Origin of the sequence: Gottfriedia sp. NPDC057948 (genome assembly GCF_042887255.1) — a bacterium.
Classification (GTDB): Bacteria; Bacillota; Bacilli; order Bacillales; family Bacillaceae_G; genus Gottfriedia.
Genome location: NZ_JBHVPN010000002.1, coordinates 107,040 through 120,466, shown reverse-complemented (window position 1 = coordinate 120,466; position 13,427 = coordinate 107,040). Strand labels below are relative to the sequence as shown.

The following is a 13,427-nucleotide window of genomic DNA, read 5'->3' as shown; positions in this document are numbered from 1 at the left end:
TAGTTCCGAAAGCTAGCTCTTCGGTAATATTCCATCCATCTTCGAAGTGGAAAGATCACCACTTCTTCAGCTGAATGGAGATATTCCCTTCAGAGCTGGGCAAGCTTTCTCCACATTTCTATCTATTATATCAAAAAAACGCTCCTAAAGATGAAGGAGCGTTTAATTCTTACCTAGTTTTGACTTTATCTTTACAAGTAGATCATCTTCGTTAGGTGCAGATAGGGGACGATTGTTTACGAAACAAAATGATTTTTTTCGTCCTGGTCCACAGTAAGATTGACAACCAATTTTAATCTCTGCTTCATCATCTATTCTTTTTAAGCGAGGGACTAATGTTTTAATATTTGTCGCCTGGCAGTCATCACATATTCTAAATTCATTTGACATTTTTTTACAATCCTTTCTGTTCTAAATTGAACATACTCAGCAGTAATTTTACTCGTTCCAAAAAGGACATGCAAGTTTTCCAATTAAATCACTCCGAATAGTATTCTACTATTTTCTATTTTTTGTATAGTTTTCTATTTTTTTGTCCAAACTTCTATTAATCAGCTAGGAAATTAAATCAATTAATTGAATAAAAGAAAGTTGAGGGGAAATTTATATGATGAAATTAAGACAGGATGCTTGGACTGAAGAAAATGATTTACTTTTAGCGGAAACCGTTTTACGTCACGTACGAGAAGGTAGTACTCAATTAAATGCCTTTGAAGAAGTGGGCGATGTTTTAGAACGAACTTCGGCTGCATGTGGTTTTCGTTGGAATGCTGTAGTTCGCTATAATTATGAAAAGGCACTTCAATTAGCTAAGAAATTCCGTAAAGAAAAGCTTCGACACGCTAAAGGTGAAGATGCTAAGAAAAAGTTATTATATACACCTTCTGAATCTAGTTATATACAAACAGATGTATCTAGTAATTTTGATCGTTATTTAAATGATGAACAAGATTTAGAATATGGTCTTGAACTCGATCAAGAATTTGGGTCTTTTGTGGAAACTGATACTGAAAATGATGTGAGTGTAGAAGTAACACATAACGAGGAACCAACGACTGAGATCTATTCAAGTATTCCTTCCGTTCAAAATCAGTATCAATCACAGATTCAGACTCCACCAGCTTCACCAATGAATACAAGAAAAAGTTCAATTACAATGTTTGATGTCATCCAGTTTTTACAAGGTCTTTCAAGCAGTCAGATTGGTAGCGATCGTTTAGTCCGTGAAAATGATCAACTAAAAAGAGAGCTTATGCAATTACAGGAACGAAATTCACAGTTACAGAGACAAGTAGAAAAACTTGAAAAAGATGCTACTACTGTTCAAGAAGACTATGAAACAATGATGAAAATAATGAACCGTGCTAGAAAATTAATATTATTTGAAGAGGAAGAGAAACCAGCAGCAACATCCTTTAGAATGGATAAAAACGGAAATTTAGAAAAAATTGCAGAATAACATTGTCAGTTATATTATAGAGGAACTAAATCTTAATTAAGATTTAGTTCCTCTATTTTCATGCATACTAAATTTGAAAGTCCCGTTACAATCTATTAATTTCCTAAAAATGATTTTTTAAAGAATGCTAGCTGTTTTTCAAGTGTAACTGGGTCACTGAACGAAGCGCCATTGCCAAGCATTTCATATACACGATTATTTTTTACAGCTGGAATAGATTTATATGTATCTGTTTTCTGGAACGATATATCTGCATCTGCGTATTTACTTAAAGTAATGTAATCTCCAGCATATTGTGGTAGCATTTCTGTAGAAAGTGTATAATAACCATCATTTAAAGCCACTTCTTTTACTTTCTCAGGCATTTTTAATTTCATTGCTTAGTAAAGTATTTCAGTTCCGCGTGCCCAATTATTACCGAATACATATAGCTGTTTATCATATGATTCAAATACTGATACAGTTGCATCTTCTCCGATTTTAGCGCGAATTTCATCTCCGGCTTTTTCCGCACGTTGTTTAAAGTCATCAACCCATTTTGTTGCTTCCTTCTCTTTGTTTAACGGTTTACCAATTTCGATATGCTGTGCTAAATAAGCTAATTTACCCCAAGTGTATGTTACCGTTGGAGCAATCTCTTTCAATTTATCTATATTTTTAATATTTGATAATTCAATTATTAAATCTGGTTTTAATTCAATTATTTTTTCAAGGTTCTCATCCGATACTTCCGCTACATCTTTTAATTCCTTCTTAAAGGTTGGATTATTCTTTGACCAAACATCTACCCCAACAACAATTACTCCTAAAGAAATGACATTACCCGTAAAACCTGAAATTAAGATTACGCGTTTTGGATGTGTTGGTACTTCAACGGGGCCAGTTTCCGATTGATATGTAATTGTTTTAGGTTGACCGTCCATCTTTGAAGTACTCGCCTTCTTATTTGACGAATTATGGCTACATGCACTCGTAATTAAAACAAAAATAAGAATCAATGGTAATATTAACTTTTTCATTCGAATCTCCTTTTTTTATCGTTTTATAATTGATAACAATTATCATTTTCATTAATTTATTTTATGTATGTTTGATTCGAATTATTGTCAACTTATATTTACATTCAGAATATGAAGTTTTTTAATTTAGTTTAAAATCATGCTAAAATAGGAAAACAAAAGCAAAACGCAAGGGGCTTATTTAATGAATCAACATTTGAATCGGTTACAAACAGATGAAATACGTTTTATAGACGGATCAACTTTAGGGCCATCCTTTGAGGCGATCCAATCTTTTGCATTAGATGACACATTATGTACAAAAATTGGGAAAATGGAGTCTCCAACGACAATTCGAACTTGGGTACACCACAACACAATAGTTCTAGGAATACAAGATACTAGACTACCGAATTTAACGAGTGGGGTTAAATTTCTTAATGACCATGGATACAAAGCAATCGTGCGAAATTCAGGTGGGCTTGCTGTTGTTTTAGATGAAGGGGTTCTAAATATATCTATTCTCTTTCCAGAGGCTGAACATAAACTGCAAATTAATGATGGTTATGAAACGATGTATGCACTAATACAAGATATGTTTAAGGATTTAACAAATAAAATAGTGGCAAAAGAAATAGTAGGATCATATTGTCCTGGAGATTTTGATTTAAGTATTGATAACAAGAAATTTGCTGGTATCTCTCAACGTAGGATACGTAAAGGGGTTGCTGTTCAAATTTATTTATGTATTAACGAAAGTGGTTCGAAACGTGCTTCAATTATTAAAGATTTTTATGAAATTGCGATTGATAACAAAGAAACTTCATTTAAATATCCTACAATTATACCTGATACAATGGCATCGCTTTCCGAACTTCTACCATTAAATCTTACAGTGACGGATGTAATGACAAGACTACTTCAATCATTAATTAAATTAACGCCAAAATTAACACCGAACTCCTTACATGATGATGAAATAGAATTATATAATTATCATTTGCAACGAATGATTGATCGTAATTCAGATATTAGTTCTATGCAAGAGTGATTATGACATTAATTAAACTAACAAAAAGTGTTCCAATAAAAAAGAGTGCTCAAAAGTTCATTGACTTAAGAGATCACTCTTTTTCCTTAACTCCGTCCTAATTATAGTGACTGAGCAGCTGTGATGATTGATAGTTTATAAACGTCTTCACTGTTACAACCACGAGACAGGTCGTTAACAGGCATATTTAAGCCTTGTAGGATTGGTCCGATTGCTTCAAAGTTACCTAAACGTTGAGCAATTTTGTAACCAATATTACCTGCTTCTAAGCTTGGGAATACGAATGTATTAGCATCTCCTTGAATAACTGAATCAGGAGCTTTGCTTTTTGCAACAGATGGAACAAATGCTGCATCAAATTGGAACTCGCCATCTAAAGTTAATTCAGGAGCAAGCTCTTTTGCAATTTTAACTGCCTCAGCAACCTTTTCAGTTTCAGGCGATTTTGCAGATCCTTTAGTTGAAAAGCTTAACATTGCGATTTTAGGGTCAATGTCAAATAGTTTAGCTGTTTTTGCACTTTCAATTGCAATTTCAGCTAAATCTTGGCTATTTGGGGCAATATTAATCGCGCAATCTGCGAATACGTATTTCTCATCCTCACGAACCATGATAAATACACCAGATGTTTTTGTAACGCCTGGTTTAGTTTTAATGATTTGAAGAGCTGGTCTTACTGTATCTGCTGTTGAATGAGTAGCACCACTAACTAAACCATGAGCAATGTTTGCATATACTAACATCGTTCCAAAGTAGTTTGGGTCTAATAATGCTTTACGAGCTTGCTCTTCTGTTGCTTTTCCTTTACGGCGTTCAACAAATGAAGCAACTAATTGATCCATTTCTTTATAAGTAGATGGGTCTAAAATTTCTACTCCTTGAAGTTCTAAACCTAAGCTACTTGCTTTTTCTTTTACGTTTTGTACGTTACCTATTAAAATCGGTTTTAATACATCTTCTTTCGCTAGTCTGTCAGCTGCTGTTAAGATTCTCTCATCTGTACCTTCTGGTAAAACAATTGAAATACCTTTACCTGATACTTTTTGTTTAATGCTTTCAAATAAGTTGCTCATAATTGCCTCCAAAATCTTTAAAATTATTTTATTTGTACATAATTAGAATAAAACCTTTTTAGAATAATGAAAAATATAATATATTTAATAAAGCGCTATCATTTAAAGTAAATTAATTCCTAATTTTCTAACTAAATTTGGATATTGTATAATTTTGTATGTTTTTACAAAATACTTTTATTTGTAGTATGCTATATAAATGAAAATCAATACGATAACGTTTGGGGGATTTAAAATGAGTGAAGCTGCAAAAACTTTAGATGGCTGGTATTGTTTACATGATTTTAGAAGTATGGATTGGCATGCTTTTAAACAATTAGGTAGTGATGAGCGTCAACTAGCGATTACAGAGTTCCAACAAGTTTTCTCAAAATGGAATCAAGTTGCTGATTCTGGTGAAGGTAGCCATGCTATTTACAATATTTTAGGTCAAAAAGCAGACATTATGTTTATGGTTTTACGACCTACAATGGATGAGTTATTACATATTGAAACAGAAATTAATAAAACTACATTATCTCAGTATATGATTCCAACTTATTCATACGTTTCTGTAGTTGAATTAAGTAATTACTTAAGCGAAGAAGATGGCGATCCATATCAAAATCCGCATGTTCGCGCTAGACTTTACCCTGCTTTACCAAAATCTCAATACGTATGCTTCTATCCAATGGATAAAAAGCGTGAAGGCGAAGATAATTGGTACATGCTTCCTTCAGGTGCTCGTAAAGAAATGATGTACAGCCATGGAAAAATTGGTCGCACTTACGCTGGTAAAGTTAAACAAATTATTACTGGTTCTGTAGGTTTTGATGATTATGAATGGGGCGTTACTTTATTCTCTGAAGACGTACTTCAATTCAAAAAATTAATCTATGAAATGCGCTTTGATGAAGTAAGTGCTCGTTATGGAGTCTTTGGTTCATTCTTTGTTGGAACAATTCTAAAAGAAGATGCATTCTCAAAATATCTTTACGTATAATTGAATACTTAAGAGTATCCACTGAATACGAACAGTCATAGTATATAAATTAAAAGACTTCTCTTTTTTGAGAAGTTTTTTTATTTTCCTGTTGGAAAAGAAGTCATATGTTCCTTTCAATTTTAATATAGTTACAGTAGTGAACGAACTAATTAGTCCTCGCTTTCCGATCACCAATGGGATTCATGCAGAATATTTAATTCGGATGAGGAGGCTTTTTTATGGCTGTAATTCGTTATACTGACGCTGAGGTTGCTTTGCTTGCTAGATTAATGCGTGCTGAAGCTGAAGGCGAAGGTGTAGAAGGTATGTTAATGGTTGGTAATGTATGTGTTAATAGGGTTTTATGTGATTGCTTAGATTTTAGAGACATTCGAAGTATAAAAGATATGGTTTATCAGAATCCAGGTGGATTCGAAGCTGTTCAAAAATCTTACTTTTATCAACGTGCCAGGGACCAAGATATTGAGCTATCTAGAAAAGTAATAGCAGGACAGCGTTTTTGGCCAGCAACTTATGGCCTATGGTTCTTCAGACCTGCAGGTTCATGCCCAGGAACTTGGTTTAACCAAAAACTAGCGGGAAGATTTAAGTCGCATTGCTTTTATCAACCAACTGCTGAAGATTGTCCTAAAGTTTACAGTGTTTAATTTGATTTAACTAAGGGAGGTTTTTTCTTTGAGTAATCCTTACGAATATTATCCAAATCTTTATCGTGCGGCGCAACCTGCCCAAGGGCAAGGGCAAGGGCAAGGACAACAAACCGGACAGGGGCAAGGATATGCAGCCCCATCAGGCGGTATGATTACCCAACAAGGGCAAGTTACCGCCTCGGCTAGTATGTTTGAACAATCCTATGTTGAAAATATACTTAGAGCCAATCGCGGGAAAATTGCTACGGTTTATATGACTTTCTCTGGTCACCAACAACAAGTATTTGTAGGATATATTATGGGAGCTGGACGTGATCATATTGTACTCAGAGATGTAAATACAACCAAAACTTTCATACTGTTGACAATTTACTTAGATTACGTCACATTTGACGAAGAAATAGCATTGCCTTATCAACTTTAAAAAAAAGTGTTCAATATAGTGCAATAATTGCACTTTTATTGAACACTTTTCTTATTTCATTACTGAAATTCCTACTAATATCCAAGCTACTAAAAATGCTAAACCACCTAGTGGAGTAATCGCACCTAGTATTTTAATTCCAGATACACTTAATATGTACAAGCTTCCTGAGAATAAGATGATTCCAATTATAGATAACCATCCCGCCCACATTAATTGAGTTGTTGAACCAAATTTATCAATTAAAAATGCAATGATAAATAGTCCACCTGTTTGGAACATTTGATATTGAACAGCTTTTTGCCAAATTTGAAGTGATCTTTCGGAAATTTTCCCCTCAAGTCCATGTGCTCCAAATGCACCCAATGCGATTGCTAAAAATGCAAAAATACTACCAAATAAGAAAAATAGTTTCACTTCTTCTCCCCCTTTATCTTAAAAATCTAATAATGATCCACTTTGTTCCGAGTCATCCAATTTAGGCATAGCAGAAGGTCTGGACATAATAGGCTGACTTGGTATTGATTGAACGATACTACTAGTTACTATATTCTTTGGAACCTCAACATTGCTCTCGTCTTCAAGAAGTAACTCACATAAAGAACGAATACTGGCAATTCTTTCTCGAAGCTGTCCAGGTTTTTGCGTACTTACTTTTGCCTTATGTAACTCATTTTCAATTTGCTGGATTACTTTTTCTACACTGATATTCAGATAAATCACCACCAAACTTTATTAACACAATCCAATAAACCCTATTATACTATGGCTTTTTTCTGAAAGCGAATACCAACCAAATTAAGCACTATTTTAATCGAACGGTGGTATACTAAAAAAGTTAATTTTTAGGAGGTAATATAATTTGAACTATAAAATGATTGTTTTGGATATCGATGACACCCTTTTAACGGATCAACATGTTATTTCGCAAAAAACGAAGGAAGCTTTACTCAAAGCTCAAGATATGGGTGTAAAAGTAGTGTTAGCTTCCGGTAGACCAACCTTTGCTATGCATAAGTTAGCTGAGGAACTATTACTACATGATTATGGTAGCTATGTCCTATCATTTAACGGAGGAATCATTACTGACTATCGAACAAAAAATAATGTTTATGAATGTACGCTAACAAAAGAGCAAGCACATGAACTTTATGAGATTAGTAAGAAACATAATGTCTTCGTTCATACATATGTTGAAAATGATATTATTACAGAAAAAGGGAATCAATATACTGATATCGAAGGCCAGCTCACAGGCATGCCTATTAAAGAAGTAAGTAGCTTTACTGAGCATGTTCAAAATGACGTTGTAAAATTGTTAATGTTGGAGGATCCAGAAAAATTAGCTCAAGTTGAAAAAATACTTCAAAAAGAGCTGGAAGGTAAAATTAGTGTCATGCGCTCAAAGCCATTCTTTTTAGAACTAACGAACAGTGAAGTAGATAAAGGGAAAAGTCTAAATCACTTAATTCAAATTTTAGGAATTCGACAAGACGAAGTAATCGCTGTAGGAGATGGATATAATGACCTACCGATGATTAAATTTGCTGGGCTAGGCGTTGCGATGGGAAATGCTCCTGAAGAAATTAAGCAACAGGCAGATTATGTCACTTCTACAAATAATGAAGATGGTGTCGCTAAAGTTGTTGAAAAGTTTATATTGAGTAATAATTAATAAACACGAAAGGGCTGTCTATTCGGACAACCCTTCTTTAAATCTCATTTATTGATTACTCTACTGTCCAGTCAATCGGTTCAGTTTGAAGTTCTACTAGTTTTTGGTTAATTTGTGAAAATGGTTTACTTCCAAAGAATCCTCTACTAGCTGACAATGGACTTGGATGATGTGATTTTAATATTACGTGTTGGTTACTCGTAATCAATTCTTCTTTAGCTTGAGCATTTTTACCCCATAAAACAAAAATAATCGGACGATCTTGCTTATTTAACTCGGATAAGATCGTATTCGTAAAAAGTTCCCATCCTTTATTTTTGTGGGAATTTGGTTCCCCTTCCCGAACAGTTAAAACAGTATTTAATAATAAGATCCCCTGCTTCGCCCACTTAATTAAATAACCGCTCGTTGGTATTTCTAACCCTAAATCGCTATTTAACTCTTTATAAATATTTCTTAAAGAAGGAGGTATTTTTACTCCCGGTAATACTGAAAAACTTAACCCATGCGCTTGACCTGGCTGATGATAAGGATCTTGTCCAATAATCACAACTTTACAATCTTCATATGAACACTCGTTTAAAGCCTGAAATAAATGCTCTTTGGCAGGGTATATTGTTTGTTCCTTGTATTCTTTTTCAAGAAATTGCAATAAATCTTTAAAATACGGTTTTTCAAACTCTGGTTTTAATTTTTCTCTCCAATTTGATGATAGTTGAAGCAATGAAATACCACCTTTCCTGACGAAATTTCCCGAGAAATAGCTCTATTTTGTTGTTTCTTGTCGTTGTTCGCGGGTTTTAATAGATTACTTGAATTAGCAAAATTGCGATGATGATTTGAAAACCTACGATGCTTAATGCATAAAGTGAAAGGGACTTCCCTTGTTTAATGATCATTTTTAGATTTACATTTAAACCTATTGCGGCAAGTGCAATAATTTCAAATAAGTGACTGGTCTTATTTGAAATATTCGCAGCCCAACCTGGTAGCAATCCTAAACTATAAAAGACACAAAGTATGACAAATCCAATTACATACCAAGGAAATTGGATTTTTACTTTTTCAATAGATTCCTCTTCTATGTGTCTTCTTTTTATAGTAGATAAGCTAAAAACTACAAAAACTAAAAAAACTACTCGAATCAGTTTAAATAAAGTGGCATAATTCTTTACTTCATCATTCACTAAACTACCACTAGCAACTACTTGTCCCACTGATTGTAATGTACTTCCGATAAGTGCAGAGGTCGGCAATGTTTCTGAGTGATATAATACAGATGCTATTAAAGGCATAATAAACATTAAGATTGTTCCCATCATATTTACAAGTGTGACAGCCAGTCCCTTTTCTTCTTGCGTGGCTTGTATAGCTGGGGCTGTTGCGCCAATTGCTGATGAACCGCAAACTGCATTTCCACTTGCCATTAAATAGCTAAAATTCAAACCAAAACCTAATTTTTCGCCTAACCAAATCGTAAAAATGATGACTAAACACATTTGTGTCACGATTAACAAAATTCCTTTTAATCCTAGTAGGCTAATCATTTGAATGCTGATCGTTGCTCCTAATAAAAATATTGAGACCTCTAATAATTTACTTTCTGCAAACTTTCTACCGACTTCAAAATAAGAATTTAAGTGTACTGTATTACCGACAATCAACCCGATTAATATTGAAAATGTTGCTGCTCCAACCGGCAATATATAAGAAAGTGATTCACTAATAAGTGCAATTAAAAGGCAAAGAACTACCCCCGGAATAGCTTTATAAATATTCCCCATTTTATTCTCCAAGCTTTCATAAAAATAATATTCTATCTATGAATATTATGTAACGAAAAAAGAAATTCGACAAGATTCTTGTCGAATTTCCAAATTTATCAAATCGTAAAATTTAATTTTCATCATAGCTTGAAGCCTCAATAATGTATTGGGGTCTTCTTTTGGTTTCGTAATAGATCTTTCCTAAATATTCGCCTAAAACTCCAATCATCAAGATTTGAACTCCGCCAAATAACATAATGAAATTGGAAATGGTATATAAACCAGGAATTCTAATCCCAACTAAAAGAACTTTAAAGCTCATCATAAAAAAGATTACAATACTTATACCAATTAATAGTAATCCGACTTTCGTTAACAACCTCAATGGTCTTGTATTAAAGCACAGTATATATTCAATGGATCTTTTTATCGAATCTAGTCTTTTTACTTCTGACTCTTTGTTAATGATTCTTGATGTTATTTCATACTCAATCGTTTTTATTTTGTAACCAATCCAGTTAAAAATACCTTTTGAATAGCGGTTTGATTCAGGCATGCTTAAAATTGCATTTACTACTTTTCTGCTTAACAAACGAAAGTCTGATTCGTTATGCAAAATATCAGGGTCCACAAATTTTTTAATAAACTTCTCAAAAATGCCTTTTTTTGCTTTTTTTAGAACTGAATTCTCTATTTTTTTCGATGCAACTACATGGTTATATCCCTTTTTGTATTCATCCATCATCTCTAAAATAACATTCGGTGGATGTACAAAGTTTCCATCCATTAGGATGACTACATCGCCTTTTGCATGTTCAAGTCCAGCACAAATTGCTCCCTCTCTTCCAAAACGGCGAGTAAACGAGATATATTTTAAATGACTGCTATGATTTGCAACGACTTGAAGTGCTAGTAGTGTATCATCATCACTTCCGTCGTTTATATAAATAATTTCATAATCTTCTTTAAGTAACTTTACTGTATTTGATAAATTAACGTGAAATCTCTCAAAATTTTCTCCATTGTTATAGCAATATACAACAACTGATAATATCATACAAAACACCTACTTCTCCTAAAGCTATTAAGATATAACTTTTATCTATGTTATAGCACTTGGCAAAACAGTTCAATGATTTTTATATGAATTTATTTTTTCAAATGACTAATGGATGAGTCTACTCTTCTTGGAAAGATCCGCAATTTTACTTGCTCTTTTATTAATAGTTGCTTTAAGAACTACCCCCACTATGATTGCAATAATGACAAAAAGAACTAGTATTGGAAGGTCCTTATAAATGGTTTCCCAAACGATCCCACCAGTCGCCTCCCTTAATAAGCTTAATGCATAGGTAAAAGGTAGAAACGGATTTATTTTTTGGAAAAATGGTGGAGTTACTTGAATCGGATAAACTCCTCCCGCTCCAGATATTTGGAGAACCAAAAAGATAATACCGATGCCTTTCCCGATATTACCGAAAACTGAAACAAGCGTATAAACAATAAACGTAAATACAATGCTAATCAATAGTGCAAATAAGATAAAATAACCTTTACTTGCTGCATAAGTTCCTAGTATTAGGAAGTTACCGGTAGTCACTACTAATGTCTGTAATACTCCAATAGTTATAAAGGTCAATAGTCTTCCAAAATAAACTTCTCTACTTTTATATGGTTTTTCTTCATGAACTTCAGTAGTTAATAACGATACCATTAATAAAGCTCCTACCCATAACGACAAGGTTGTATAAAAAGGAGTCAAGCCTGTGCCATAATTCGGTATCGGAAACATTCGCTCCTTTTTTATTGCGATTGGGCTGGAATAAAAGTCGCTTACCTTTTCGATATCTGTTCGTAGAAAATTTATTAAATCCTCGATGCTTCCTTTTTCTTTAGCCTTTCTAATCTCATTCGCTATTTTTTTTATTTTCGCTTCAATCATTGGTAACTCATTTACTAATTGTTGTATATCACCCTTTTTGGTAGCTAATAAATTTGATGTGTCCTGGAGTACACCTTTTATTGTAGGTATACTCGTTTTTGCATCAGCCAAAACAGTCTGGGTATTTTTTAATGATTCATTCACTAATCTTGAAGCTTCCCTTATTTTTGGCGCTAAATCTTGATCAAAATTTCCAGTTAGATTGTTTATTTTGTTATTTATACTTGCCGCTCTCTCATTCATTTTTTGAAGTAAATCATTCGGTACACCGTTTCCACTTTGTATTGCACTTTTTAATTGAGCATTCTCATTCTGAATCATCATTAAATCTGATTCTAAATCTTTTAATGAACTTACATCTTTAGTAAAATCTGATTTAGTACCTAAGCTATTAAACGATTGAAGAACTTGATTTAAAGAAGTAACCATATTTCTTGAATTCGGTAGTACCTTTCCGATATCATTCGATAGCCTCATGGATTCGTCTTGACTAATCGTTTGATTCTGTAATTGTGATAAAGTACTTTGTATAACAACAGACTGGTTCTGGAGTAGGTTAAGTGTCTCTTTAATAAAAGGAGTTGAATCTTGAATTGCTTTGTTAATTTGATTAAAAAACCCACTTAAGCTAGCAGTTAATTTTTCACCATTTGCTACGATGTTATTAATCAATTCCATATCTTTTTTTGTAGTTTGAATAATACTTTGTACTTTTTTATAGTCATTTAAGGCTGTATTCACAGTTGTCTTTATTTCGGGTAAATCTTTTTCAAGCTTAAAAACCATTTGCTCAAATTTTTTTATTTCAGGTAAATTTGCTTGTAAATCTATTCCTATTTTATTAAATTCCTGCAATACTTCCTTACTTACGGTCTTTTCAAATTTCTTTGTAATCTCACTCGCAATACCGGTTGCACCTTTTTCAGTATATTTAGGCGCAACAATATTTAGTTTTTCGTTAACTTGATAAACTAGTACAGGTTTTTGAGGATGATCTGTTAAAACTGTGCTAATTTTAGTTGAAAAATCATTCGGAATTAAAATACTAGCGTAATATTTTCCTTGTTTAACGCCTTCATTTGCGACTTTTTTACTTGTAAATCTCCAGCCTAAAGAAGGATTTTGTTTTAAAGAATGTATTACTTCGTTACCGATATTAATTTTATTGTTTAAAACAGTAGCACCACGATCCTCATTTACTATTGCAATTTTTAAACCCTTTGTATTGCCGTACGGATCCCAAGAAGACTTTATGTTAAACCATGCATACATTGAGGGCATGATAATTAAACCAATGATAATCATCAATGCAGCCCAATTTGTTACAACTCGCTTTACATCACGAAAATAGATTTCAAATATTGAAGTCACCTATAACTCACCTAATCTTAATTTTTAAATAGT

14 protein-coding genes and 1 pseudogene are annotated in these 13,427 nt (G+C 33.2%); 6 read left to right on the top strand and 9 right to left on the bottom strand.

Annotated elements, in window-relative coordinates:
* Nucleotides 1-162: 162 nt before the first annotated feature.
* On the bottom strand, nt 163-390 hold the full coding sequence (locus ACFVRR_RS04540) for a YuzB family protein (RefSeq protein ID WP_025671004.1): 228 nt from the start codon (nt 388-390) through the stop codon (nt 163-165).
* Nucleotides 391-610: 220 nt separating this feature from the next.
* Here ACFVRR_RS04540 and ACFVRR_RS04535 point away from each other — a divergent pair, with 220 nt between their 5' ends.
* A complete protein-coding gene (locus ACFVRR_RS04535; RefSeq protein WP_387326042.1) occupies nt 611-1,459 on the top strand; it encodes an RsfA family transcriptional regulator in 849 nt (282 codons plus the stop codon).
* Nucleotides 1,460-1,554: 95 nt separating this feature from the next.
* On the opposite strand, the pseudogene ACFVRR_RS04530 reads toward ACFVRR_RS04535, so the two are convergent.
* Nucleotides 1,555-2,478, bottom strand: a pseudogene (locus ACFVRR_RS04530) (iron-hydroxamate ABC transporter substrate-binding protein).
* A gap of 184 nt (nt 2,479-2,662) precedes the next feature.
* On the opposite strand from ACFVRR_RS04530, the gene lipL reads away from it, so the two are divergent.
* A complete protein-coding gene (gene lipL / locus ACFVRR_RS04525; protein ID WP_387325223.1) occupies nt 2,663-3,508 on the top strand; it encodes an octanoyl-[GcvH]:protein N-octanoyltransferase in 846 nt (281 codons plus the stop codon).
* Between the two features lie 101 nt (nt 3,509-3,609).
* Here the strand turns inward: lipL and pta are convergent, their stop codons facing one another.
* Complete coding sequence (pta, locus tag ACFVRR_RS04520) at nt 3,610-4,581, bottom strand: phosphate acetyltransferase (RefSeq protein WP_387325221.1); 972 nt, start codon at nt 4,579-4,581, stop codon at nt 3,610-3,612.
* Nucleotides 4,582-4,816: 235 nt separating this feature from the next.
* Between pta and hemQ the strand changes: the two genes are divergently transcribed.
* The 3 genes from hemQ to gerQ all read left to right on the top strand — a co-directional run bounded on the left by hemQ (nt 4,817) and on the right by gerQ (nt 6,640).
* The gene (hemQ, locus tag ACFVRR_RS04515; protein ID WP_129689652.1) at nt 4,817-5,563 is read left to right on the top strand and encodes a hydrogen peroxide-dependent heme synthase; all 747 of its coding nucleotides are present in this window, start codon (nt 4,817-4,819) and stop codon (nt 5,561-5,563) included.
* Between the two features lie 221 nt (nt 5,564-5,784).
* Nucleotides 5,785-6,213 carry a cell wall hydrolase gene (locus ACFVRR_RS04510; RefSeq protein ID WP_387325217.1) on the top strand — a complete coding sequence of 143 codons (429 nt, stop codon included), beginning with the start codon at nt 5,785-5,787 and terminating at the stop codon, nt 6,211-6,213.
* 28 nt (nt 6,214-6,241) lie between these two features.
* The gene (gerQ, locus tag ACFVRR_RS04505) at nt 6,242-6,640 is read left to right on the top strand and encodes a spore coat protein GerQ (protein ID WP_387325214.1); all 399 of its coding nucleotides are present in this window, start codon (nt 6,242-6,244) and stop codon (nt 6,638-6,640) included.
* 51 nt (nt 6,641-6,691) lie between these two features.
* On the opposite strand, the gene ACFVRR_RS04500 is transcribed toward gerQ, so the two are convergent.
* Nucleotides 6,692-7,057 (bottom strand): DUF423 domain-containing protein, encoded by a 366-nt coding sequence (locus ACFVRR_RS04500; RefSeq protein ID WP_097974814.1) that lies wholly within the window; start codon nt 7,055-7,057, stop codon nt 6,692-6,694.
* Nucleotides 7,058-7,075: 18 nt separating this feature from the next.
* Nucleotides 7,076-7,363 (bottom strand): YwdI family protein, encoded by a 288-nt coding sequence (locus ACFVRR_RS04495; protein WP_141437768.1) that lies wholly within the window; start codon nt 7,361-7,363, stop codon nt 7,076-7,078.
* Between the two features lie 139 nt (nt 7,364-7,502).
* Between ACFVRR_RS04495 and ACFVRR_RS04490 the strand changes: the two genes are divergently transcribed.
* Complete coding sequence (locus ACFVRR_RS04490; RefSeq protein WP_097974810.1) at nt 7,503-8,315, top strand: Cof-type HAD-IIB family hydrolase; 813 nt, start codon at nt 7,503-7,505, stop codon at nt 8,313-8,315.
* Nucleotides 8,316-8,370: 55 nt separating this feature from the next.
* On the opposite strand, the gene ACFVRR_RS04485 is transcribed toward ACFVRR_RS04490, so the two are convergent.
* From ACFVRR_RS04485 to ACFVRR_RS04470, 4 genes are all read right to left on the bottom strand, one after another.
* A complete protein-coding gene (locus ACFVRR_RS04485; RefSeq protein ID WP_387325211.1) occupies nt 8,371-9,039 on the bottom strand; it encodes a uracil-DNA glycosylase in 669 nt (222 codons plus the stop codon).
* Between the two features lie 76 nt (nt 9,040-9,115).
* On the bottom strand, nt 9,116-10,099 hold the full coding sequence (locus ACFVRR_RS04480) for a YeiH family protein (protein ID WP_387325209.1): 984 nt from the start codon (nt 10,097-10,099) through the stop codon (nt 9,116-9,118).
* A gap of 112 nt (nt 10,100-10,211) precedes the next feature.
* Entirely contained in the window at nt 10,212-11,138 is a 927-nt protein-coding gene (locus tag ACFVRR_RS04475) for a glycosyltransferase family 2 protein (protein WP_387325207.1), read from the bottom strand.
* A gap of 108 nt (nt 11,139-11,246) precedes the next feature.
* Nucleotides 11,247-13,394, bottom strand: coding sequence for a YhgE/Pip family protein (locus tag ACFVRR_RS04470; protein WP_387325205.1), 2,148 nt, complete (start codon nt 13,392-13,394; stop codon nt 11,247-11,249).
* Nucleotides 13,395-13,427: the final 33 nt, after the last annotated feature.